General features: G+C 62.3%; 19 protein-coding genes. 7 read left to right on the top strand and 12 right to left on the bottom strand.

Annotated features, from left to right (window positions below):
- Positions 1–142: 142 nt before the first annotated feature.
- Positions 143–1,147, bottom strand: coding sequence for a tripartite tricarboxylate transporter substrate binding protein (locus WH265_RS03515; RefSeq protein ID WP_021026397.1), 1,005 nt, complete (start codon positions 1,145–1,147; stop codon positions 143–145).
- A 120-nt stretch (positions 1,148–1,267) separates the two neighbouring features.
- Between WH265_RS03515 and WH265_RS03510 the strand changes: the two genes are divergently transcribed.
- On the top strand, positions 1,268–2,116 hold the full coding sequence (locus tag WH265_RS03510) for an IclR family transcriptional regulator (RefSeq protein WP_339557337.1): 849 nt from the start codon (positions 1,268–1,270) through the stop codon (positions 2,114–2,116).
- 66 nt (positions 2,117–2,182) lie between these two features.
- Here WH265_RS03510 and gudD read toward each other — a convergent pair whose 3' ends face one another.
- From gudD to WH265_RS03495, 3 genes are all read right to left on the bottom strand, one after another.
- Positions 2,183–3,535 carry a glucarate dehydratase gene (gene gudD, locus WH265_RS03505; protein WP_339557336.1) on the bottom strand — a complete coding sequence of 451 codons (1,353 nt, stop codon included), beginning with the start codon at positions 3,533–3,535 and terminating at the stop codon, positions 2,183–2,185.
- Positions 3,536–3,612: 77 nt separating this feature from the next.
- Positions 3,613–4,608, bottom strand: a complete 996-nt coding sequence (locus WH265_RS03500) for a Bug family tripartite tricarboxylate transporter substrate binding protein (protein WP_339557335.1) — start codon at positions 4,606–4,608, stop codon at positions 3,613–3,615.
- Positions 4,609–4,783: 175 nt separating this feature from the next.
- The gene (locus WH265_RS03495; protein WP_339557334.1) at positions 4,784–5,830 is read right to left on the bottom strand and encodes a LacI family DNA-binding transcriptional regulator; all 1,047 of its coding nucleotides are present in this window, start codon (positions 5,828–5,830) and stop codon (positions 4,784–4,786) included.
- 131 nt (positions 5,831–5,961) lie between these two features.
- On the opposite strand from WH265_RS03495, the gene WH265_RS03490 reads away from it, so the two are divergent.
- Entirely contained in the window at positions 5,962–6,225 is a 264-nt protein-coding gene (locus tag WH265_RS03490; protein ID WP_339557333.1) for a YlcI/YnfO family protein, read from the top strand.
- A 53-nt stretch (positions 6,226–6,278) separates the two neighbouring features.
- Here WH265_RS03490 and WH265_RS03485 read toward each other — a convergent pair whose 3' ends face one another.
- The gene (locus WH265_RS03485; RefSeq protein WP_339557332.1) at positions 6,279–7,508 is read right to left on the bottom strand and encodes an MFS transporter; all 1,230 of its coding nucleotides are present in this window, start codon (positions 7,506–7,508) and stop codon (positions 6,279–6,281) included.
- A gap of 251 nt (positions 7,509–7,759) precedes the next feature.
- On the opposite strand from WH265_RS03485, the gene WH265_RS03480 reads away from it, so the two are divergent.
- Positions 7,760–8,056, top strand: coding sequence for a hemin uptake protein HemP (locus tag WH265_RS03480; protein ID WP_232539382.1), 297 nt, complete (start codon positions 7,760–7,762; stop codon positions 8,054–8,056).
- 100 nt (positions 8,057–8,156) lie between these two features.
- Here the strand turns inward: WH265_RS03480 and WH265_RS03475 are convergent, their stop codons facing one another.
- Together WH265_RS03475 and WH265_RS03470 are read right to left on the bottom strand one after the other, a co-directional pair.
- Complete coding sequence (locus WH265_RS03475; RefSeq protein WP_339557331.1) at positions 8,157–10,346, bottom strand: TonB-dependent receptor; 2,190 nt, start codon at positions 10,344–10,346, stop codon at positions 8,157–8,159.
- 253 nt (positions 10,347–10,599) lie between these two features.
- The gene (locus tag WH265_RS03470) at positions 10,600–10,956 is read right to left on the bottom strand and encodes a DUF2834 domain-containing protein (protein ID WP_339557330.1); all 357 of its coding nucleotides are present in this window, start codon (positions 10,954–10,956) and stop codon (positions 10,600–10,602) included.
- A 111-nt stretch (positions 10,957–11,067) separates the two neighbouring features.
- On the opposite strand from WH265_RS03470, the gene WH265_RS03465 reads away from it, so the two are divergent.
- The gene (locus tag WH265_RS03465; RefSeq protein WP_339557329.1) at positions 11,068–12,645 is read left to right on the top strand and encodes a hypothetical protein; all 1,578 of its coding nucleotides are present in this window, start codon (positions 11,068–11,070) and stop codon (positions 12,643–12,645) included.
- Between the two features lie 63 nt (positions 12,646–12,708).
- On the opposite strand, the gene WH265_RS03460 is transcribed toward WH265_RS03465, so the two are convergent.
- Entirely contained in the window at positions 12,709–13,956 is a 1,248-nt protein-coding gene (locus WH265_RS03460; protein ID WP_312989212.1) for an MFS transporter, read from the bottom strand.
- Positions 13,957–14,160: 204 nt separating this feature from the next.
- Here WH265_RS03460 and WH265_RS03455 point away from each other — a divergent pair, with 204 nt between their 5' ends.
- Positions 14,161–14,682 (top strand): hypothetical protein, encoded by a 522-nt coding sequence (locus WH265_RS03455; RefSeq protein ID WP_339557328.1) that lies wholly within the window; start codon positions 14,161–14,163, stop codon positions 14,680–14,682.
- Between the two features lie 97 nt (positions 14,683–14,779).
- On the opposite strand, the gene WH265_RS03450 is transcribed toward WH265_RS03455, so the two are convergent.
- Positions 14,780–15,448 carry a DMP19 family protein gene (locus WH265_RS03450; protein ID WP_339557327.1) on the bottom strand — a complete coding sequence of 223 codons (669 nt, stop codon included), beginning with the start codon at positions 15,446–15,448 and terminating at the stop codon, positions 14,780–14,782.
- A 536-nt stretch (positions 15,449–15,984) separates the two neighbouring features.
- Here WH265_RS03450 and WH265_RS03445 point away from each other — a divergent pair.
- The gene (locus tag WH265_RS03445; RefSeq protein WP_339557326.1) at positions 15,985–16,791 is read left to right on the top strand and encodes a response regulator transcription factor; all 807 of its coding nucleotides are present in this window, start codon (positions 15,985–15,987) and stop codon (positions 16,789–16,791) included.
- Between the two features lie 75 nt (positions 16,792–16,866).
- Here the strand turns inward: WH265_RS03445 and WH265_RS03440 are convergent, their stop codons facing one another.
- Positions 16,867–18,018 carry a hypothetical protein gene (locus WH265_RS03440; RefSeq protein ID WP_339557325.1) on the bottom strand — a complete coding sequence of 384 codons (1,152 nt, stop codon included), beginning with the start codon at positions 18,016–18,018 and terminating at the stop codon, positions 16,867–16,869.
- Positions 18,019–18,128: 110 nt separating this feature from the next.
- Here WH265_RS03440 and WH265_RS03435 point away from each other — a divergent pair, with 110 nt between their 5' ends.
- Complete coding sequence (locus WH265_RS03435) at positions 18,129–18,575, top strand: hypothetical protein (protein WP_339557324.1); 447 nt, start codon at positions 18,129–18,131, stop codon at positions 18,573–18,575.
- A 240-nt stretch (positions 18,576–18,815) separates the two neighbouring features.
- Here WH265_RS03435 and WH265_RS03430 read toward each other — a convergent pair whose 3' ends face one another.
- Together WH265_RS03430 and WH265_RS03425 are read right to left on the bottom strand one after the other, a co-directional pair.
- Positions 18,816–20,672: an Ig-like domain-containing protein gene (locus WH265_RS03430; RefSeq protein WP_339557323.1), complete on the bottom strand. Its 1,857-nt coding sequence runs from the start codon at positions 20,670–20,672 to the stop codon at positions 18,816–18,818.
- Between the two features lie 616 nt (positions 20,673–21,288).
- Positions 21,289–23,916 (bottom strand): Ig-like domain-containing protein, encoded by a 2,628-nt coding sequence (locus WH265_RS03425; protein ID WP_339557322.1) that lies wholly within the window; start codon positions 23,914–23,916, stop codon positions 21,289–21,291.
- Between the last annotated feature and the right edge of the window lie 106 nt (positions 23,917–24,022).

Raw genomic sequence — 24,022 nt, 5'->3', positions numbered from 1 at the left:
CAGCGCGCCCAGCGGTTGAGGGCAGGGTGCTGTGCTGCCCGCCGAGAAACGGATGGGCATAGCCAAGCTGGCGCAGTGCATGGCGCGGTCTCTCAGCGGGTCGGTTGGAAAGGGCGGTGGTGCGGGCCGGTGTGCTGCGGCCTTAGTTCAGGCTGGCGCCTGAATCCTTGACGATCTTGGCCCAGCGGGGCACTTCGGCATGCATCAGCTTGCCAAAGTCTTGCGCGCTGCCGCCCAGGATATCGCCGCCTTCGGAGCGCAGCTTCTCGACCACATCGGGCTCGGCCAGCGCGGCATTGATGGCTTTGTTGAGCTTTTGCACGATCGCCTCTGGCGTGCCTGCCGGGGCCAGGATGCCAAACCAGGTAATGGCCTCAAAGCCCTTGCTGCCGGACTCGGCCATCGTCGGGGTGGAGGGCAACTCGCCCGAGCGCTGCTTGGAGGTGACCATCAGCGGCTGGAGCTTGTCATTGCGCACCTGGCCGATGAGGGACGGAATCGATCCGACAAAGAGGTCGATCTGGCCGCCGGACAGGTCGGTGATCGCTTGCGCAATGCCCTTGTAGGGGACGTGGCGCAGCTTGACGCCGGTGGCCTGCTCAACCTGGGTGACGGCCAGGTGGGCGACGGTGCCATTGCCGGCATAGCCCACGGTGACGGTATCGGGCTTGGCTTTTGCAGCCTTCAAGACTTCGGCGATCGAATGCAGCGGGGTGCCCGAGCCGCTGACCATCAGGATCGGCGACGAGGAGACCAGCGCGACCGGGGTCAGGTTCTTGAGCGGGTCGTAGGGCAGCTTTTTGTACAGCGCCGGGTTGATGGCCAGGTTGCTGGTCTGGCCCATTACCAGGGTGTAGCCATCCGGGGCGGCCTTGGCAGCGGCATCCACGCCCAGGTTGCCGCCGGCGCCGGGGCGGTTGTCCACGACGATGTTCCAGCCATTTTTCTCGGTGATCTTTTGCGCGACGGCGCGGGCAATCATGTCGGTGCCGCCGCCGGGGGGAAAGGGCACAAACAAACGGATGGGCTTGGCCGGGTAGTTGCTTTGGGCGTAGGCACCGGTGGCTGCTGCGGCGAGTACCGCCGTGCCCAGCGCCAGGCGGCACAGGCGCGCCGAGATCGAAATCGCTCGTGTCGTGATCGTCATACGTTGTCTCCGTATCGTTTTGTTGGTGTGGCCTTTTGGTCTGCTGCCAATCGGTGCGCCACTTTAAAAAAAAGTTTCAAGGGATACAATGCCGTTTCAACCAATGAAACACATTGCACGATGAGCAACCCTTCTCAGCGCCCCAAAAGCCCCCGGTCCAAGGCCAAAACCGTGCCTGTTGCTGCGCCGCCGCCGGAGCCTGAAGCAGCCCCTGCCGAGGCGCTGCCAGAAGAGGGCGCATCGTCGACCAGCAGCGTCACTGCGGTGCTGCGGGCCATGCAATTGATCGATGCGTTTGCGTTGGGAGAATCCCATTTGCCGCTGGCCGAGCTGAGCCGGCGCTGCGGCCTGCACAAGACCACGGCGCTGCGCATTGCGCGCACCTTGGCGCAGTCGGGCTACCTGGTGCAGCGGGAAGATGGCGATTGGCGCCTGGGCCCGGCAGCGGGCTGGCTGGGCGCGCGTTACCAGGCCGGTTTTGATGTACAGAATGTGCTGGAGCCGGCGCTGCGCGCGCTGACGATGGCGAGTGGCGAAAGCGCCGCCTTCTATGTGCGCGAAGGCCATGTGCGCACCTGCCTGGTGCGGGTGGAAGGCCCCCAGGCCTTGCGCCACCATGCGCGCATGGGCGAGGGGCTGCCGCTGGACAAGGGCTCGCCAGGGCGGGTGATTCTGGCGTTTTCGGGCGAGCCGGGCGACTTGTACGAAGCCATCCGCCAGCGCGGTTTTCACTGGTCGATTGGCGAGCGCGAGCAGGGCGTGGCCACCATCTCCGCGCCGGTGTTTGGCAAGCACTGGCGGCTGCTGGGCTCCGTCTGCGTGTCAGGCCCCGCCTCGCGCCTGCCGCAGCAAAAGCTGGAGGAAATGTCCAAGACCGTCATCGCTGCGGCCAACCAGCTGTCCTATGCGTTGGCGGGCAATACCGGGCCGTCTGCGACCCTGGTGCGGGCCAGCCACTGGCACCCCTGAGTCTTGCGCGAATGTGGTTGCGGCGTCCCTCGCGCTGCACGTCGAACAAGGGACTGCCGCAGCGGCTTAGCGCAGCATGCAAGGGCGCTTGTTGTCAAAGCGCCAGCCCGGCACCAGGTACTGCATGGCGATCGCGTCATCGCGGGCGCCCAGGCCGTGCTGCAGGTAGAGCTGGTGGGCGCGCTCGACAGCATCCATGTCCAGCTCGATGCCCAGGCCGCCTTGTTGCGGCAGCTCGATATAGCCGCCCTTGATCTGCAGCGGCTGCTTGGTGAGGCCCTGGCCGTCCTGCCAGATCCAGTGCGTATCGATGGCCGTGACCTTACCCGGTGCGGCAGCGCCCACATGGGTGAACATGGCGAGCGACACATCGAAATGGTTGTTCGAATGCGAGCCCCAGGTCAGGCCAAAGGCCTGGCAGAGCTGGGCCACGCGGACCGAGCCCGAGAGGGTCCAGAAGTGCGGATCGGCCAGCGGAATATCGACCGATTGCAGCGACAGCGAATGGGCCATCTGGCGCCAGTCGGTGGCGACCATATTGGTCGCCGTGGGCAGCCCGGTCGCACGGCGGAACTCGGCCATCACTTCGCGGCCGGAGAAGCCTTCTTCGGCGCCGCAAGGGTCTTCCGCATAGGCAAGGATGCCGTGCAGATCGCGGGTGATGCGCACCGCATCCTTGAGCAACCAGCCGCCATTGGGGTCCAGGGTGATGCGGGCTTTCGGAAAGCGCTCGTGCAGCGCGCGGATCGCTTCGACCTCGTCCTCACCGCGCAGCACGCCGCCCTTGAGCTTGAAATCCTCAAAGCCATAGCGCGCATAGGCCGCTTCTGCCAGGCGCACGATGGCCTGCGGGTCCATCGCTTTTTCATGGCGCAGGCGCTTCCAGTCGTCGGCCTCGTCGGGAAAGCTTTGGTAGGGCAGGTCGGTCAGCGCGCGGTCGCCCACGTAGAAGAGGTAGCCCAGCATCTGCACCGAGGTGCGCTGCACGCCTTCGCCCAGCAGCGCAGCGACTGGCACGCCCAGGTGCTGGCCCAGCAGGTCCAGCAGGGCCGATTCTGCCGCCGTCACTGCATGGATGGTGGTGCGCAGGTCAAAGGTCTGCAGCCCACGGCCTGCGCTGTCGCGGCCCGCAAAGTTGCTGCGCATCGCGTTCAGCATGGCGTTGTAGTTGCCCACCGGCTGGCCCAGGATCAGCGCACGTGCATCTTCCAAGGTGTTGCGAATGCTCTCGCCACCGGGCACCTCGCCCACCCCCGTGCGGCCTGCGCTGTCGGTCAGGATCAGCAGATTGCGGGTGAAGAACGGCGCATGGGCGCCGCTGAGGTTGAGCAGCATGCTGTCATGCCCGGCTACCGGCACCACGCGGTAGCCGGTGATGCGGGGAGTGGAAGAGGGCGACGCGGATGTGGTGGCTTGCATGGTGGGCGGGGGTACAGAAGATAAGAAAAACAGGCTGGGCAGCGGGTGGTTCTGTCCCGCCGCCAGGCCCTGGGTGATTATTGTGCGGTGATGTTGCCCGTGGTGATGACCTGCTTCCAACGCGCAAACTCCTTGCGCTGGAACTCGGTAAAGACCTCGGGGCTGTTGCCGACCACTTCCAGGCCCATGTCGGTGAACTGCTTGCTGACGGCGGGGTCATGCAGGGCTTTGGCAATGCCGTCGTAGAGCTTGGCCTTGACATCGGCCGGCAGGTTCTTGGGGGCGGCAAAGGCTTGCCAGGCATAGACGTCCATGCCATCGATGCCTGCTTCTGCCATTGTCGGCACATCGGGCAGCACGGCCGAGCGCTTGTTGCCCGTGACCGCAATGGCCTTGAGCTTGCCCGACTTGATGTGGGGGAACACGCTGTTGACGTTCTGGAAGGACATGTCCACCTGGCTGCCCAGCAAATCAGCGGTGGCCGGCGCGCCGCCCTTGTAGGGCACATGCAGGCCCTTGGTGCCCGTCTTTTGCCAGAACAGCTCGGCAGTCAGGTGGTCCGACGAGCCCGCGCCCGATGTCGCAAAGCTGACCGTATCGGGCTTGGCCTTGAGCATCGCGATGACGTCCTGCACGTTGTTGACCTTGGGGGCGAGGCTGGGGTTGACCACCAGCACATTGGCTGTCTGTACCGCCACCGTGATGTAGCTGAAATCACGCGTCGGGTCATAGGGCAGGCCCTTGATCAGATGGGGTGCCACCACGAGCGGCGCCAGCGACGAGACCAGCAAGGTATAGCCATCGGCCGGGGCGCGCGCCACCTGGGCGGCGCCAATGCTGCCGGTGGCTCCTGCCTTGTTTTCCACCACCACCGTCTGGCCCCACTGCTGGCCCAGGTTGTTGCCAATCGCACGCGCCACCGTGTCGGTCGCGCCGCCCGCGGGGAAGGGCACGATGATCGTGACCGGCTTGTCCGGCCAGGCCCAGGCACTGGGGCTGGCGGCCAAGGCCGCAGCGCTGGCGCAGACGAGGGCCGCTATCTTTTTCCATCCTGGTTTTGGGGTGGTGCTCATGTTTGTCTCCTGCTTTTAAGGCGTTGCTGAAATCTGGCTGAGCGATGCTTCGCTTCGAATAGTTAACGTTAACATTGGAATTTGTCGTATTGTTAACGTTAACTTTGGCTGAGAAATCAGTAATTACCCGATATTGCCAGTGCGGCAGGGCTGGGAGTTTTGCGGGGGTGGCTGTTTAGCCGCTGCTACGCTGGGTGATGGAAAAGCCGATATCGACACGCTGCGCATCGATGGGCTGGTCCAGGGTGCGGGCCACAATCATGTCGGCTGCGAGCTGGCCAATGCGGGTGCCATCCAGCCGCACGGTGGTGAGGGGCGGGGCGGTGTCCTTGGCAAACTCCTGGTCGCCCAGGCCGACAACGGCCAACTGCTGCGGCACCTGCAAGCCCTGGTGCTGCGCCTCGACCAAGGCACCTAACGCCAAGGTATCGGAGCTGCAGAAAACGGCGGTTACCTCGGGCCGCTGGGCCAGGATCTCGGCCAGACCGCGCCGCCCGCCACCCAGGGTGCTGGGCGCCGGCGTGTAGGCCACCGTCACCTCGGGCAGGCCGGCAGCTTGCGCCGCCTGCGCATAAGCGGCCACGCGCACCCGGGCCCGCGCATCATCGCCGCTGACCATGCCCAGCTGCCGGTGCCCCTTGGCGATGAAATGCGCCGCTACCGCCTGGCCAATCGCGCTGTGCGAAAAGCCCACCAGCATGTCGATCGCCGTGTCGGTCAGATCCCAGGTCTCCACCACCGGAATGCGCGAGGCCTGCAGCAGCGCCCGGCCTTCCTCGGATGCCGCCATGCCGATCATCACAATGCCATCGGGCCGGCGCTGGATGATGGCGCGGATCAGGTCCGCTTCCTGCGCGGCGTCATAGCCGGTGCGGCCAATCATCAGCTGGTAGCCGTGCTGGTTGAGCGCATGGTCGAGCGACTGGATCAGCTCCTGGAACACGGGCCCCACCAAGGTCGGCAGCAGCGCCGCCACCAGCCGAGCCCGCGACAGCCGCAGGCCGCTGGCCAGCGCATTGGGCACATAGCGCATGCTGGCAATGGCATCGCGCACGCGCTGCAAGGTCTCCGGGTTGAGCCGCTCGGGGTGGTTGATGGCCCGCGACACCGTCATCGCAGACACGCCCGCAGCGCGGGCTACATCTTGGATTTTGGACGGTCGGTCAGTGGGTTGCACGGGCAGGTGGGGATGGTGGCTGAAAGTGCCGCTATCGTAGTCCATGCTAGGCGGTGCAGCGGGATTTGGGCGGTATTTGAGCCAGCTTTGGCGCGCGGTAGTCGCCCCCTGCCAACAAGACGCACTCAGAGGTTTAATGGCCGAGGACCCAGTCACTTGCACTCCACGATCTACCTATGAAGACTGCCACCATCCCATCCATCTGCGTCGAGCCCGCTTTCCTGGACGAGGTGAAGCGTGCCTTGGAGCCGAACGAAAGCCTGGCGTCTTTTGTCGAGACCGCTGTCCGCCGCGAGATCCAGCTGCGGCAAGCACAGGCCGGATTGCTGCAGCGGGGATTGGCCGCCACGCGGCACAACAGCACTGCTGCTGGGATCCCTGCAAAGGTGGTGATTGCCCGCCTGGAGGCCAAGCTGGCTGCGGCCAGGCAGCGCAGATGAACCTCTCAATGTCAGACAGCTGGATCTCAACCCACCCGCCCCACCTCCAACGCTTATACCGCCCCACGCGCAGGCCACAGCGCCACCAGCACCAGCAGCACCGCCACCAGCAAATAAGGCGCCCCGGGGTGCAGGTCATAGACCAGGGTGCCCACCAGGGGGCCCAGGATCATGCCCAGGCCATGGGCTGCGGCAACGGTGCCGGCGGTGGCGCCTTGCTCATGCGGGCCCACGGCATTGGCGGCCAGCGCCATGACGGAGGGAAAGACCCAGCCCATGCCGGCAGCGCCTAAAAGGTAGCCGGCCCACAGCGCCCAGGGCGTGCTGGCCAGCAGCAGCGATGCAAAGCCCAGCGCAGACAGGGCGCAGCCGGCGCGGATCAGGCGCTGCGGCGTCCAGCCCAGCTTGCGCACGGCCAGTTGCGCAAGGATCAGGCCCACACCGACAACGGCCAGCGCAATGCCGGCGGCGCGCGCAGCGGCGCTGGCTTCCAGCTGCAGCCGGTCCAGTGCGAAGAAGCCGACAACGACCTGGGCAATGGTCACGCTGAACATCGCGCAAAAGGCCACGGCCATGGGGCGGCGCAGGCGCGGGTCGCTGATCTGGAGGTGGCCGGTGGCCGCGCGGGCATGCTGCTCACTGCGCGGCAGCCAGCGCCACAGCACCAGCAGCGCAAGGGCCGGCAGCACGGCGGTGATCAGCAGCGGCAGCTCCAGGCTGTGCGCGGCCAGCAGGCCGGTAACACCGGGGCCGGCCACCATGCCGATACCGCTGGCGGCGCCCAAGGTGGCCATGGCAGCAGCGCGCTGCGGGCCGGGCACATGGTCGGCCACCAACGCGGCACCGGTGGCAGGCACGGCGGCATAAAAGCCCCCGGCCATGCCGCGCAGCAGCACCAGCCCGGCAAAGGCCAGCCACACCGGCGGCTGGCTGCGCAGCGCAAACACGATAAAGCTGCACAAGAGGGCATAGCAGACCACAAAGCCGCCCAGGCCCCGAAGCAGGATGGGGCGCCGGCCCCAGCGGTCACTGGCCGCCCCCCAGCGCCTGGCCAGCAGCACCCAGGCCAGGCCGCCCACGGTCACGGCCATGCCGGCCTGCCAGGGCGCCAGGCCCAGCAGCCGGGCGATGGGGCCGATCAGCGCCACAAAGGACATCATCGACAAGGTGCAGACAAAGTTCTCGAACATCAGCGGCCGCATGCTGAAGCTGCGCATGGGCGTGGTGGACGGGGTCGCATCGGATGGGCGGGCGGTGCTTGCCGAGGTAGACGGAACGGACATCAGACTCCTTCAATAACATGGTCTTTAAATGATAATCAATCTCATTCAATGATAGACTCGGTCCCTGTGATTTGCCCCTCTTGGGATGAACGTCATCCCGCCATGCGCGCCGTTTGCGGCGCTGCCAACGCCCCGGCGTTGTAGGGGCCAATGGGCAGCGGTGCTGAACTGTTCCGCTGCGTTTCTTCCATCCTTCGCGTGCAGTTGTCTGCATCTGCCTGACCACCTTCCAACCCGCCATGAGCGCCACCATGACCACTTTGCATGCCGCTACCAGCGCCCGCCGTACCTTGCAACTCCGCCGCCCAGCGGTGCCACAGCCGCAGGACGCCGCCGATACGCCCGCTGCCTGCGAGGCCGAGTCCCATGCTGGCGAGCCACTCACCATCGCGTTGCAGCCCCGGCCGCTGAACGATGCCAACCTGCAGGTGCGCAGCGTGGACAGTGCCAGCCTGCTGGCCGGCCACAAGACCGTGCAGATAGCGCATAACGGCTCGGTCTACACCTTGCAGGCCACCAAGCTGGGCAAGCTGATCCTGACGAAATAAAGCGCTCCATACCGCTGATAAAACACAGCCCGCTGGCATGTAGGTGCCAGCGGGCTGTGGTGTTTGTGGGCTCTAGCCATGGCCAGAGCCTTGGTGGTGATCAGAACGACACGGTGGCCGACAAGCGGTAGGTGCGCGGCGCGCCGGGCATCACAAAGCCATCGTTGAACATGCCGATCCAGTAGTTCTTGTTGGTCAGATTCTCCACACTGGCGTTGAAGCGAACAGGCGTCGATCCGAACTTGGTGGCGTAGCGGGCCATTGCGTCAATGCGGTTCCACGAAGGCACCTTCAGGCGGTTGCCCGAGTCCGCCCACTGCGAGCCGGTATGGAACAGGCGCCCGCCCACCGACAGGCCTTGCACGGGGGTGTCCCAATCGATGCCAATGCGGGTGCGCAGCTTGGGCACGCCATAGTTCTCCAGCCCGGTGTTGGTCTGCTTGGACTTGATGTACTCGACACCGCCCAGCAGCGCCACGCTCTCGCTCAGCTTGCCAAACGCGCTCCACTCCAGCCCGCGCAGGCGCTGCTCACCGTCGAGCACCTGGAAGTTGCCGCTATTGGTGATGATCGAGGGCTTTTTGATCTGGAAGGCGCTGATCGTGTGCGTGGTCTCGCCCGCTTGCAGCTTGACGCCCACTTCACTTTGCTTGGTTTGCATCGGCGCGAGGGTGTCGCCGGTATTGGCGTAGCCCACACCCACGGTGCGGCCAGGCTCCAGGCCTTCGGTGTAGTTGGCAAACAGCGCGATGTTCTCACCCCAGGGGCGTAGCACGCCGGCAACCATCGGTGATGTGCGGCTTTCGCTGTAGTTGGAGGCCACGCCATTGACCAGCGGCGTCTTCACCGTCTGGTGGCGCAGGCCCAGGGTCAGCAGCAGCTTTTCATCCCAAAAGCCCATGGTGTCGGCAATCGCCACCGAGCGGAATTCGTTCTCCGTCGTGTAGTCCTTGAAGGTGGGTGCTGCGGGGAAGGTCGGCTCGGTCGGCCGGTACATATTGGTGGTGTAGCAGTAGTTGCAGGCCGTGTTGACCGTGCCTTCCTTGTGCTTGAGGATGTTGAACGACAGCTGCAAGCGGTGCTGCACGCTGCCGGTGTCGAACTTGCCGATGACGCCCGCCTCGGCCGTGCGGCGCTCGGACTTGGTGTGCACGTTGTAGATCGCGCCGCGCGTGGTGCCGTCTGCGCCGGTCACAATGGCGCGCGTGCCAAACAGCAGGCCCTGGCCTTCGGCCTCCGACCCGCCCGCTGCCACATAGCCCTGCCAGTTCTGGTTGAAGTCAAACTCGGCCCGGGCCAGCAAGCCGCTGTTGTCGTACTTGCCGTGCGAGCCCTTGAACAGGTTCACATCGCCATCGGGCGGCGAGAGGAGATAACCCACACCGGGGATGGCCGCGCTGCCCAAGAAGCTGAACATGCCGGGGCTGCCGCCCTCGATCTTGTTGACGCTGTTGTACAGGTCCAGGTAGAGGCGGAAGTTGGCGCCCAGGTAATCGAGGCCCAGCGCGCCCACATTGCGCTTTTGCTTTTCGTCCTCAGCGCCCATGTCGCCCGAGCCATAGACGCCATTGAAGCGCAGGCCCAGGCGCTGCTCGGGCCCAAAGCGCTTGCCCACATCGGCATGCAGCTGGTAGTACGAATCGGAGACATAGGTGGCGGTCAGATCGGCAATGGGCTGGGCCAGCGCGCGCTTGGTCACCATATTGACCGAGCCGGCCACGCTGGCGAGCGGCGGCATGCCAGACAGCAGCACATTGGGGCCGCGCATTACCTCGACCCGCTCAAACATCTCGATGGGCACCGAGTTGGCTGGCGCAATGCCGTAGAGCCCATTGGTCGCTATGTCCATCGCCGTCACATCGAGCCCGCGCAGGTTGAAGTTCTGCAGCAAATGGCCCTTGTTGGTGGTAAAGACCACCGCCGCATCGTTTTCCAGCACATCCTGGAGCGACAGCGCCGACCAGTCCTCGGCCAGCTCACGGGTATAGGCATTGACGTGCACGGGCGCCTCCATGATCGAGGTCGCCCCCAGAATGCCCAGCCGTGCCCCCTTGGCCGCCTTGCGCCCGGGCGCGAGCGCGGGCAGGTCTTCGCGCTCATAGCGGTCGCGCACGGTGATCTGGGGCAGGTTGACGGGTGCGCTGGTGCTGGCCTCGGCCGTCGCGCCCGCGTTTTGGGCTGACTCGGTAGGCTGAGTCTGCTGGGCCGATACCCCGGCGCTGGCGGCTGCGGCCATCCAAGCCAGAACGATCAGGTTGGGTTGGTGTCTGCGCGTTTTTGAATGTGACATAAGAGTGATGCTATGGTTAAAAATAAACAAGAATCATTCTCAATCGTATTCATTCGTTATCGCATTTGCAACTTTTTGTTGTATTTCAGGGATTACCCTGTGTGGACGGGGAGGGGCATGCGCCTGCAGGAACCTGACGCGCCAGGGCGGCCGGGATGCGGCCCTGTTCGCCATTGATCACTCTGCCAAGCTGTCGTGCGTTCGGATTGAGCGCGAGTCAGCAACGCAGGTGGCTGCAGACTTGAACAGGTCCTCAAACTGACTTTTGATCCTGGCGGTGTTCAAGCCAGTCCGTGTGGCCTGCTGCAGCCAGATGCCGCTGGCGCAAAAGAAGAAACAGCGGCAATGCCAACGAGGGCCCCACCACCAGGCAGCATAGGGGTAGCCACAGCCGGGGCATTGCCAGCCTTCTGCCTTCGGCGACGATCCACACGGCAACCGTAATGCCCGAGACCAGAACATCCGACCACGCAAAAGCAGACAGCGGGCTGGACGTGGCCTGTTGCAAGAGCAGTGGCATATCCAGGCCATAAGCGGCAAGCCATGGAATAAATTGCGACAGCGGCAATACGGTGCCTGCGATACAGAGAAACAAGTAGAGGATTTGCACGATTTTTAATGGGGAGATTGAATCTTTGGATGGAGTAAGAGGTCTTGGTAATTCTAGTTTTAGATGGCCAATTTACTTGCATCTATACTGGTTCAAAACTCAGGAGATCAAGTGAAAAAGATAAATCGCATTTCAGCGTGGCGCCCTGCCATTGTGGCTTCCTTGTTGGCTGTTTCGTGTACCGCCACTTGGGCCGCGCGCAGTTTTACCCCCCAGGCAGGCACCTGGGTTATCAGCGAAGAGTTGGATGGCAAACCAGGCCGGGGCCTGGCGATTGATGTGCAAGGCAATACCTTTTTTATGCAGGTATTTGGCTACGAGCAGAATGGCGACGCCACTTTCTACACGGCCACCGGGCAACTGGATGCTGACTCCATCACCGTGCCGCTGATGCAATACCAAGGGGGGCGCAGCTTTGGCAGTGACGCGCGGGATGCGCAAGAGCTGGGATCGCCAGGCAATGTGACAGTCAGTTTTAGCAATGGGCTGCAGGGAACGGTGCAGTTTCCAGGGGAGCCCGCACGGGCGATTCAGCGCTTTGAGATGCGAAGCGAGGACTACCTATCCCGCTACTGGGAAAAGGGAAAGACACGTTATTTTCAGAGCACGATGCTGGATGCCAGCCAGAATCCACATTGGTTTGCAGGCATCAGTGTGGGCAAGCTGACGCAGGATAAGCAGTGGAAAGTCTGGGTTTCGGAGCTCAGAGATTATCCCGGGCAAACGCTCGATTGCACGCAGGTGACCGGCAAGGATGAATACCACTGCGCAAGTACTGAGACGCAGGCCCCATATGACCCGCATCCCTTTGTTCAATCAATGAGATTGCGCATTGCCAATGTGGATTTGGTGGGTGTGGCGGAGGTGATCAGTCAGGGCGTAAAGCAGACCTATTCGCTTAACGGGGCTGCAGTTGGGGGGGATGATCGCACGGGTATTGCAGCCTGCCCAAGCTGGCAGGATATATATGTTGGAGATATCTCCGGCTGCAGCGCAAAGCAGACCCCCAGCAGCGGCACCTGGCTGGTTCGGGACGAAGTGACGTTTAAGCCTGGGCGCGGTATTGCTATTGATGTTCAAAACGGGATGGCGCTTGCCCAGGTGTTCAACTACCTGCCCAACGGCGACGCCACTTTCCATATGGGAAGCGGTGAATTCCAGGGGGGAAAAACAAGCTTTGGCCTGAACCGATACCGGGGTGGCCGCCCATTGGGTGGACCATCGGCCAGTGCCGAATTGGCGCAGGCTGTTGGCGATCTGACGCTGGATTTTGTGGTTCTGGAATCGACTGCACAGTCGTCATCTCGGATTGAGGGCGGTATAGCGTTTCCAGACGAGGTGCGCAAGCCAATGTTGCGCATGGCCATGGAGCCAGGTGTACTGGATGCGCGAAGTCTGTTGGGTCAATGGTGGCTGCGATTCGACGCAGAAAGCGGCAACCAGCGGGTGATTGAAGCAATCACCTTGTCGCGTGTAGAAGGAAAGTACACCCTCAGTGCAGATGGGGCGGTGCGCTGTTGGCGGTCTAACCCACAGTTTCTCCCTCAAGGCGTTTGCGTGTGGAACCGCGGCGGCAAGGTCTACCGCGCGTCATTGTTTCAGCAAGCAGGCAACCGAGGGTCTTATGCGCTGCAAGTCCGCGACCGCCACGGCAACCTGATGGGACTGGGCGACGTTCCCTTGGAGTGATGCCTGCGAAGAGGGGCTGGGCAACCAGCCCCTCGCAGCCGATGCCGGGCGCTGGTCAAGACCTTAAGTGCGCTTCTTCCGCGTATCCGGTAAGAATGCCGTCGCCAGCCCCAGCAGCGGCAGGAACGAGGTCAGGCCATACACCCAGACGATGCCATGCGCATCGGCCAGCTCTCCCAGGCCAGCGGCACCGACGCCGCCAATGCCAAACATCAATCCAAACATCAAACCCGAGACCAGGCCCACGCGGCCGGGCACGGCCTCTTGCGCGTAGACCACCAGCGCGGCAAAGGCGGATGACATCACCAGGCCGATGACGATGGCGAGCACGGCAGTCCACACCAAGCCCACATAGGGCAGAGCCAGCGCAAACGGCGCAACGCCCAAAAACGAGATCCAGATGACGGCCTTGCGGCCGATGCGGTCACCGACCGGGCCGCCGGCAAAGGTGCCCGCTGCCACCGCGGCCAGGAACATGAAGAGAAACAGCTGGCTGCTTTGCACGCTCAGGTTAAAGCGCTCGATCAGGTAGAAGGTGAAGTAGTTGGTGAACGATGCGATGTAGACAAACTTGGCAAACATCAGAATGCAGATCACCGTGACGGCGCGGATGACGCCCGCGCGGTTCAGGCCTTCACCCGCATGGTTCTTGGCCAGGCTCTTGGCCTTGGCGCTGCCGTTGTGGCGCACCCAGATGGTCAGGCGGTACAGCACAAAGATGGCGACCAGCGCGACCACCATGAACCAGGCCACCGCTGGCTGGCCATGGGGGATGACGATGGCCGCCGTCAGCAGCGGGCCAATCGCAGAGCCGGTATTGCCGCCCACCTGGAAGGTGGACTGCGCCGTGCCAAAGCGGCCGCCCGATGCCAGGCGCGCAATGCGCGAGGCCTCGGGGTGGAAGGTGGCCGAGCCCACGCCCACCACGGCGGCGGCCACCAGCAGCATCTCATAGCTCTGCGCGGTGGCCAACAGGCCAATGCCGATCAAGGTCATGCCCATGCCCGAGGGCAGCAGATAGGGCTTGGGGTGCTTGTCGGTGTACATGCCAATCCATGGCTGCAACAGCGATGCGGTGACCTGGTAGACCAGCGCAATGACGCCAATCTGCCCAAAGCTGAGCGAGAAGCTCGCCTTGAGCATCGGAAAGATCGACGGCAGCATCGCCTGGATCATGTCGTTGAGCAGGTGGGCGAGCGCGGCGCCGCCCACAATCGGCAATAAAAAGCCGTGCTGCTGGGTGTCTGCAGCTGCGGCAGGTGCTGCAGCCAGTGCAGGCGAGGGGTTGAGGGTGGCGGTATCAGCGGTCATGGCGTCGGGCGGGCAAACCTGGGCAGGCAAAGAAATCGGGCAAGCGGCAAGCGTACGGGAAGATGCGCTGGCGCAATCGCGCAAGCAGGACAAGAAATGTCGAATTTTTGCCAGTTGAGCGAATGACAGTCATTCGCGGGCAAGGTAGATGCGTGGCCAGCTGCCGCTTATGATGGCCATTCACTCCAATGCAAGGACGGCCCCATGACCCAGATTGCCCATCTTCGTGACGCGATAGCAGCGAGCCAGCTTTTGAACGACGTGCAAGCCGACGACGGCTTTGTGGTGGGCAGTGTGCGGTTTCAGGCCGCTGAGGCCGATATCCATGTCAGTGTCGACCCGGAGCTGGCCGACAACCCGGACATGGATGTCGATGCCCTCATCGCCAATACCCAGCGCTTTTTGGCGATGCCGGCCAATCAGTGGACGGCGCTGGTCCACGACATTGCGCTGGAGGTAGAAGAAGCCGTTGAAGACGATGAGGTGCAAGAGCCCACCGATCTGCGCGATGACCTGCGCCTGCATTCGGTCGCCGTTTTTGCAGATGCGGTGCTGCTGTCATTTGTCGCACCCAAGCAGTTTCCGCAGTGCTGGGTGCGGGCCCAGCTGTGCGAGGAGCTGCTGCTGGAAGACATCTCCATTGACGAGAACGACGGTGTGGAGACCATCGAATTCAAGTCGCTCGATGACCTGCTGGACAACCTGAGCGCCAACCACGACAAGTAGCGCCCCGGCGGCCCGGCGGCCCGGCGGCCCGGCGCACCGGCGCACCGGCGCACCGTAGCCCTCGTCCCAGGGCTGTCTGTGGGTTACGTGTCGCGCATCAGGCGGCCGAAGGCGCCGGCCCAAAATATTCCGGCACCCGCTGGACCAGCTCCTCGGCCGCTTCCCAGAACTGCTCGTCCAGTTCTTCAATCCGCCCAGACAAGTCACCGGCCACTGCGCGGTACACATCATCGATGGTGTTGACCTCGTCCGACTGGGCAATGGGGCCCACCAGACGCCAGAATGCGGTAACTACCGCGAGCGTGGCGCTGGCCCGGATCTGGGCAAGCGCAGCCAGCGCCGCATCCATCTCGGCCATGCCCCAGTTGCCCAGAAACTGCAGCAGGCCGCCGTTGTAGCCATCGGCCACCAGGCGCCACAAGGCCACCAGCGCCCGGCTGCGGTGATTGAGCTGGTCCGCCTTCCAGTCCAAGGCCTTTAGCTCGGCCAACGCCGCTTCAAACAGCGCATCCTGCTCCAGTGTCCAGACATTGAGTGCGCCGTCAGCCGAGGTCTGACCGGCGCTGGGCCAGTTGACGCCGCGCCTATCCGCGGTGGCCACCCATTGCGACCGCTCTTGCGCGTTCATCGCCACCACCTTGGGTCCCACCCAGGACAGCGGAGCGGCCAGCTGGCGGCCATCGTCCAGCACCAGCAAAACGCGCTTTTCTTCAAAGATGACGTCGGTGATCGGAGATCCGACGACGGCCTGCCCGTCGTGCTTCATGCATGGCCTTTCCGGGGCGCGAACCTGCCCCAACAGCGGATGAGTTTAAGGGAGATCCCGTTTCGGCGAGGGTGCTGCCCGCGCCTTGTCTTGAGCGCCCTCCAGCCCATAAAAGGCCCATCTGTAAACAGCAGGTAAACCTGGTGGTTTCAAATCGTTGTTGCGTAACAGCTAAATCAAATTTTGGTATTTGTTTTAATCGAAACATCTTTGCTTAATGCAGAAATAAATATCATTTTTCATTTATATATTTCATTATTGCAAGTCGCTGATTGTAATTTTTAAAAGAGAATGTTTGTAGCGTCTCTCGTACTATATTTGCCGTAAATTTCTGCATCCCCGCCATCTGGCTTGCCGCTCGCCGTTGCCGACATGGGCACCGGTCTGCGCTGCTGGTTGGGCTGGCTACGCCAGGCTGCCTTCAGGATCCCCGTGCGGTTGCAAGCGCAGAAAAGTCCACGGAAACCTGGCGTCCGATATGGAAATGGTTCTGCGCGCAATATATGAATAATAGTGAGATTAAAGTCCCACATGTAATGATCGTTGATCGCGATCTACAGCAACTTCGTCTTCTGGTCACCGCGCTGCGCAGCCGCTCTTACACCGTCAGCGTCATTGACAATGAGAGCCAGGTCTACACCCGCATTCTTTTACAGCCTCCTGATCTGGTATTGATGGATGTGCGCTTGCCCGATCGCAGCAATATCAAGGCGGCAAGACTGCTTCAGGAGAATACATCGACCCGTAATATACCCATCCTGTTTATCTCTGCGCTGTCTGATAAAGAAGACCGGCTGCTTGGTCTTCGTGCCGGGGCTGTTGACTATATATTGAAGCCGTATTATGTAGATGAAGTGCTGGAGAGGGTTCGCATTCATATCGCGCTGGCGCGTAAAAGAACCGGATGGGGGCAGCGCAGGGAGGGTGCGGGGATCGTCATGGACACCCCTTCGGAAATCCTGCCGGCCAATATGAGCATCAAACAGGTGGCGACCGAATTCATAATCCATCACCTCAGTGATTCGACGCTAAAAGGCCGTGATGTGGCCGCCAGCCTGGGCCTGTCCACCCACCGCCTGAATATGGTCTTTGAGGCCACCGTCGGCATGACGGTCTTTGAATTTATCCGCAAAGAGCGGATGTCCAGGGCCGCAATGATGCTGGAGACCGGCCCACTGGGGGTTGCCGATATTGCGACCGAAGTCGGCTATGCGAACTCCGGCAACTTTTCCACCGAGTTCAAGAAGTTCTGGAAAAGGTCACCCAAGCAATACCGAATCGCATTCCAGGAGCAGGCGGCACTGGTGCCAAGCCAGCCTTCTGCAGATAAAGCGCTGGATTAGCGTGGGCAGGCGTGCAGCCCCGCTACCGCCAGCATGGCGGGGTGGGCGCGCCATGGCCGACCCCGGGGACCATGATCATCCAAGTAGCTTGCGCCGGGGGTGCCGCACGCAGGCGAGGGCTGCAATGCCGATGGCGAGCAGAGCGAGTGCATGCCACCCCAAGCCGGGAACCGGTGTGGCGCTGGAAGTGGGTACATTCGGGGTGGTGGTGACAATGGGGGTGATACGCGCCCAGCCATTGGCACCCGGCAGCCCCTGCAGATTCTCTCCGGGCGGAAAGCTTGGCAAGGACGCCGGATCCACCACCGCGCCAAGCGCGCCGACTGCCAGCTGCGTGTCGCTGATTGTGTAGGCCGCAGCGGCTGCGTAATAGCAGCTGCCGCCGCCGGTGGCGCTGCTGGGTTTGGTGGCATGCACCCACCACCAGTTGCCGTTGTCCGACATGGTTCCTGCGCCAGAGGCGCCCCCGGCCCCGGCACCGTTCATATAGCCACCGCCGCCGCCAGCGCCGGTGGCGATGGTGGAGCCCCCGCCTGACATCCCATCTGCCGAGGCCAGGCCCTGGCCCCCATCTGCCGGCGTGCTGCAGTCTGCGGTGTTGTTGAGTGCCAGAGGCGCGGCCAGGCCCGATACACCCACATCGCGCAGCGACTGGCCATAGGCCGCGCTGCTGCCACCCCCGCCGCCGCCGGCCCGCAGGTACAAGCGGCCCGGTATTTCCAGTGCAGACGCACCGCCACCACCGCCTGCGGTGTAAATGGGATCGATGGCGGGGCTTTGGCCGATGGCGCCATCAGCACTGCGCCCACCGCTGCCCGCGCCCTGGCCGCCCAGGCCGCCTTCTGCCGGATCCAGCATCGTCTGGCGGTCAACCCCCGCGCCGCCGCCTTGCGCCACGGTAATGCTTAGCACATCGCCGGGAGATACCGCCACCCGGGTGCTGAGCTGCGCGCCATTGCCGCCGCTGCCTCCTGGGAAGCTGCCGTCAAACCCAGCCATCCCCATGACCATCTCAATGCCGGTGCCACTGCCACCCCCGCCCCCCGCCAAGACCACATCGAGCGCATGCACGCCGGCGGGGACGGTATAGCTGTGCACCCCTGGTGCAGAAAAATCCACCGTCTGTGCCTCGGCCGATACGGCTGCAACGGAGAGTAGACCTGCTGCCAGCAGCGCCCCATGCATGCGGCCCAAGGAGCCAGTTTTTTGGGCGTAAAACATCTTCATAGCTTGTGCTTTCTTGGCGGTGGTGCCTTGGCAGCAAATGTATCTAAAAGATACGCGGGTATCAATAAGAGCTTACGCCGAGCCATGACCGTATTTTCTTGGTGCAATGCATGGACGCCTTGGCAGCGTCATTTGAGATCCTCACCGAACCACCTCCTATGCGATTGACGACGCTTCCCTACGGCAAACCCCGTGAGATACATCCCAACTCTGACGTGGAGAGTCTGCGCTTTTCATCCCAGGGGCTAAGCCTGCGCCTGGCGCTCGGGCTTGGCCCGCAAGACATGGTCGACGGTTTGGATATCTCCTTCGCCGATGTCTCCGCGTTCCGCTATCTCGATGAGCTGCACTTGCAGAGGTACTGGAGTTTGAATGGCTTGGTGCGCGGCTACCCGGTGCTGGAAGTGCAGCAGGGCGGCTGGTTGGATGAAGAAGTCGCACTGCAACAGCGACATTTCCACCAGCGCGAATGGCTGGTGGTAACGGGCAACGGCTGCGTCAGTGTGTTCGCGGCTTCCGCGCCCGAGGTCCTGCCAGTGCAGTGGCCTATTGGATAGGCATCGGGTACTGCCGATGCCTTCACCTGCTACAGCACCGTGTACAGGCTGTGTACCAGCCGAAGGCTGCAGACGGCCAGGCCTCCAGGCCTAACGGGTCAACCTTACACGCACTCCACCCAGCCCCTCTTCGCCGCGAGACCCCGCATACGAAAGTCTGGACAAGCACTACCGACACGGCCAAAAAAAATGCCAGTCAGCATGTCACTGACTGGCACCGGTCTGAAGGCCGATCAGCGATCAGGCACTGTGCTTGCGTGTACGCCCCATGCCGAGCATGGCCAGGCCTGCGGCAAGTACCAGCAGCGCCCAGGTGGACAGCGACGGAACCGCAGTGGGCACGGGGATCGCGCGAATCGTGATCTCGTGGCTCAGCTTGCTGTCAACGCCCGAAGCGCTGACGGCAGACGATCCCACTTCCGTTGGCTTGCCCTCGACCGCACAGGTGACCACAGCCCCTTCGGGGATGTTGGCGGGCGATGTCCAGCTGGTGGCTGCGGGGGCAGCGGGCGTGACGATGGTGCAAGCGCCAGGCCCTTGGGTGATGCCGGCAGGCAGGCCGGAGACGGCGCAGCTTGCGTCCGTCTGGTCTGCACTGCCCCGGTTGCTGCAGCTGTAGCTGCCTTGGTAGGGCGTGCCGACCGTTCCCGTCGATGGCAATCCGCTCAGATCGATCACAACATCCGCAGCGCCCACCACGGTGATGTCCCGCGTCGCCGTGTTGTTGCGCAGGTCGCGGTCTCCCGTCGTGCCGGTGCTGCCCGTCGTTGTCGTCGTCTTCTTCACATTGGCGGGCGTGCCGGCCACCTCACAAGTGACGACCGCGCCTTGCGCGATGGGGTTCCCTGCGGTCCAGGCCGCGCTGTCGGGGCTTACGGTGCAAGCCTGGATGCTGAGCCCTTCTGGCAGCGGGCCGGTGGTGCAAGCCGTCGCAGACAATGCATCGGCATCGCCCAGGTTGCTGCAGCGCAATTGCCCTTGGTAAGGCACGCCCACCGTCGCGGTGGGCGGCAGTCCGGACAGGTCGATGGCCAGATCGGGTGCCGTCACCGTCATCGTGACCACCGAGGTCGCGCACTTGGTCTGGTTGGGCGCTGGCAAGCAAACGTCGTAGCTAAAGGTATCGACGCCCACGAAGCCAATGGCAGGCGTGTAGATAAACTCCCCTGGACGAGCAGGATTGGCCGCAATCGTTCCGCCGTTGGCCGACGTGGTCTGCGCGGTGACCGAGCTGCCCTCCGGCACATGGGGATCGTTGTCCGTCAGATCCAATGAGCCCGAGGGCGTGTTGATCCGCGTAGTACCCGTATCGTTGGCCGTAGCTGGCGGATCCTCAAAAGTATTGGTGATCTTGGTGGGCACCCAGGTTTGGGGCAGCTCCGTTTCTGCAGGCAGTCCTGGCAGCTTCTCTTCGCGCACTGCGATGTTGTCCAGCTCAAAGCCGTCGCCCCAAAAGCGTATCTTCTTGATGGTGGTCGAGCCGAAAGCGGTAGTGTCCTTGAGCACATAGTTCAGGTACACATAGGGCTCAGCGTTGTTCCCCTCGATGAAGGGATTGCCGTTGTACTGCGCTCGGCTGTAGGTGATGTTCTGGTCCAAGGCCCTCATCGTGAGGTTGGAGGGCGAGTTCAAAAACGCCATCAGATCGTCGGTGGTCATCGCCGTCAGCACGTTGTCGTTCTCATCGAGCAACTCCACGTTGTTGCCGTTGGAGCCTGCAGACCACCAGAAGCCGACATAGCGCGCAGGGTTGGTCAAGGTCACCGTGACGCCAACCGGTGTGCCGGTTGTCCCTGCATTGAGAAAGTTGGAACCACCACTACCCATTACCGTGCCGGTGCCTGCGCCGCCATACACATTGGCAGCGGCCACATTGGTATTGCCTCCAGCGCCCACCTCGTACGTTCCGATGGCCCAGTTGCCGGACGTTTTAGTGCCCAGGGTCTCGCCGTTGAATGTTTCGATGGTGTACGACTGCTTGTAAGCGTCGGACCAAGGCAGAGCGCCTTCGGGCACCGCTGCATTGAGATCCGCATTGCGGACGGGTTCAGAGATATAAAGCGTCAGCTCACTGGCCTGGGCATTCCAGGCGCTCATTCCAGCCAGGCAGGCAAGGGCCAAAGCCGCAGAAGTTTTTGTCATAGACCTTGTGAATAATTTAGAAAGAAAAATCTTCGGTATGAATCGTCTTTGTCATTTTTCAGGACGAGTCATTTCCCTAGCACATCAAAAGGCGAGTCGCGGTGGTTCTGGCTTTAGATCCGTGGATACGCCCAGCTGGCAGGGAGCAGGGGGCGCTTGAGGAAATCCATGGCCCATAGATGGGCTTGCCGTCAGCGGGCGCTGCTGTGGAGCCCGAGGGAGATTCGAAGCGATGGATTGTAGAACAAAAAGAACATTTGTTGACAAAATTTACAATTGAGAGGGGTGGTGAAGAAGGTGCTACCCAGCGGCTATCTATCTGCCTTGCGCCACGGCAGCGCAGGGGGCAGACGCCGCCTACAGCAGCCCCTTCAACGGCGCGCCGATGCCTGGGGATTGCCTTGCATCCACACCACAAAGGCCTCCAAGCGCGCATTGAACCCTGCCGCAGATGTGCTGGGCGCATAGAACAGGTTCTCTGCTGCACAAAGAAATCGGCCTGGCTGGAGCCATAAAAAAAGCGGACACCCCCGCCGGGTGCCCGCTGCATGGACGGTTGCCTCTGGGCTGCTCAGCGCGCTTTGCGCGTTCTGCGCAGCGCAATGCCTGCAACCAGCACTGTTGCCATCCAGGCCCACAGCGGCCCGCCCAGCGGCACGGCTTTTACGCTGGCCGTGGCGGCTTCCACGGTGATGCGCAAGGTCGATGCGTCCGTGCCGCCGCGTGCATCGGCCACGGTGTAGCGCACTTCCGGAACCTCGCCTTTGAATAGTGCATCGGGCTGGAAGCTGAACTGGCCATCACTGGCCACCCGCAGCGTGCCGGTATTGGCAATGGTCGCGGTGTCGCCTGGCTGGTAGCTTTGGCCATTCACGGTAAAGCCGGTGATGCGCAGCGCATCGCCCTCGGCATCGCTGGCATTGGCCAGCAGATTGCCCGTCAGCGTCTGCCCCTGGCTGATGGTGAAGGCCTCATCGCCATCGCTGGGGTTGGTGTTGGGCACCACGGTGATATCGACGCGGTATTCGTTCGTGCCGCCAAAGCCATCGTTCACGACAAAGCTGAAGCTGTCCGGTCCGCTGTAGCCGTCGGTGGGGGTGTAGACAAAGTCGCCATTGGTCTGGATGGTGACGCTGCCATGCCCTGGCGCAGTCGTGCCCAGCGCATAGATTACCGTGTCGCCATCCACATCCGATGCAGCGGGCAAGGCCTGGGACAGCGGCGTGTTTTGCGGCGTGGTCACGCTGGCTGGGCTGGATACCGGTGGGGTGTTGAGACCCACGATATTCATCGTCACGGTGGCTTCGCCAAACAACGGTGTGCCGCTGGTGCGAGAGATGGTGACGCCGTCAATGGCCATTTCTGCCCAGCCCGCACTGGCATCGGGCACACCTCTGAGCTCCAGCAGCTGCGTGGTTGCGCTAGCCGTAAAACTCATGGTGATGAGCTGCCAAGCTGCTGCTGTTCCTACTGCAGGCGCGGTCAGTACGGGCGATGAGTAGACCTCACTGCCAAAGGTCACTTGAATGTGGCCAGGAACGGTGCCGATGCCGGCTAAGTTATGCGCTGAAATCGTCTGGTAGAACTGCAGCTCATAAGTCGTGCCTGCTACCAGCCCTGAAAGCGTCTGCTGGATGACGCCACTGGAGCCCAGCGGATCGTAGCCATTGCCTTGGAGCCTGAGGAAGTTGCCCCCGTCTGGAGATGGGTTGTACACCACGCCACTTTGTGTGTCTGATGCATCGGAGATGAAGGCGTTGTGAGGCGAATACCAGCCAGGCTGTGAAGGACCTACCAAGCTGTTGTTGAATGATCCATCGACCGCTTGTGCGCCCACCTCGTCGATCCTGTAGACAACGCTGTCTTGCAGTGATTGGGTGCGCGTCAATGCAGCCACGGCGGGATGGTTGGTGTCCAGCAGATAGGTGTAATTGCCATCAGGATTGAGGGTCCAGCTGCCATAGTTTCCAGGGTATGCCAAGGGCCCCGTCACGGGCATGCCTGCAAAGCGGCTGAGCACGAACGCATCTCCATTGGGGTCCTGGTCCACGCCGTTGCCATCGTCGTCGGTCAGTAGATTGCCTGTGACAGTGGCAGTGTGCGCCTTGTCTATGGTTTTTCCATTGTTGCTGGCGACAGGACTGGCATTGATCTCAATGGTGGCCGTTGCCGTGTTGGAGTCACTGGTGCCATCGTTCACCACGAAGGTGACGATGCGGTCGGTGATATCCAGTGGCGACGCTGTGGGCTCAAAGCTCAGCATTTGCAGCGCTGCAATATAGGCGGCGTTGGGTGCCGGCCCAGCCAACACCAGGCGCAAGCTGCCGCCACTGCCCGCAGTAACCGTATACGCAATGCCATTGGCCACGCCAGCGCTGCCGGCCACAAGCGCCTGGTTGTCCAAGCGCACCACATCACCGGCCAGGAGGTTGGTAAAGGTCACCGTCGCACTCTGCATGGTGCTGCTGTCCACATCATCGATGCTGGCCGCTGTTCCTACGATGGCGACGGGCGGGTCGCCTTCGTCAAACCTCAGGTTATTGCCTCGGCCCGGAGATGCATCGCGGTAGGCCTGGGCCACGACATTGTCAATGCACAGCGTATCGGTGCTGCTGGACTCCTCACCGGTGTAGCTAAATACCAGATTCGTGTCGTCCTGCACGTTGGTGGGCAGGTTCAGCACGAGGAGGGTGAACGATGGCGATGCTGCCAACAACGTCAAATTGCCGGAGGCTCCGTTTTGATAGGTAACGGTTGCCACCGTTCCAGTGGCCGCTGAGGTGGTAATGGTTGCGTAGGGAATGCTGCCCAGCTGCACCGTTAGAACGCTCTGTCCACTGGGAGCAGCACCGTCGGTCCAGCGTAGATCGACGCTCACGCGAGCACCCCCCAGTGCGCTTGGCCCATAGGCCCAACCAGCGATAGAGGGCGCATTCAAATCGTGCGGACCGGGGTTGGGTGTGCCAAAGGAATAGGAGGGGTTGGTGCAAGCCATGCCACTGTAGGCCCACTTGCTGGTGGCTGACCAGGTATTGGTCTGCGTGAAATCGCCGTTTTCCACCAGCGAGATCAAGGAGGGGCCAGAGTTCAGGTCGAGGATGGGGGCCTGCTGCGCCGATGCTTGGGTGCTTGCCAGCATTGCCGCGCTTCCCCACAACAGTACATGGCGCAGCCGGGCGGGCAGTGTGTGGCGTTGCATGGGTTATTCCTAATGCAAAAAGATACTAAAGAATAAATTTGTATAACTTACCAAACGCACTGTAGAGCAATTTAACAAATAAGTATAGTTTTAGCATTAAGTTACA

The sequence above is a fragment of the Comamonas sp. MYb396 genome (assembly GCF_037479555.1).
Classification (GTDB): Bacteria; Pseudomonadota; Gammaproteobacteria; order Burkholderiales; family Burkholderiaceae_C; genus Comamonas.
The sequence above is the reverse complement of the archived record's forward strand: the minus strand, read 5'-3'. Positions and strand labels throughout refer to the sequence as shown.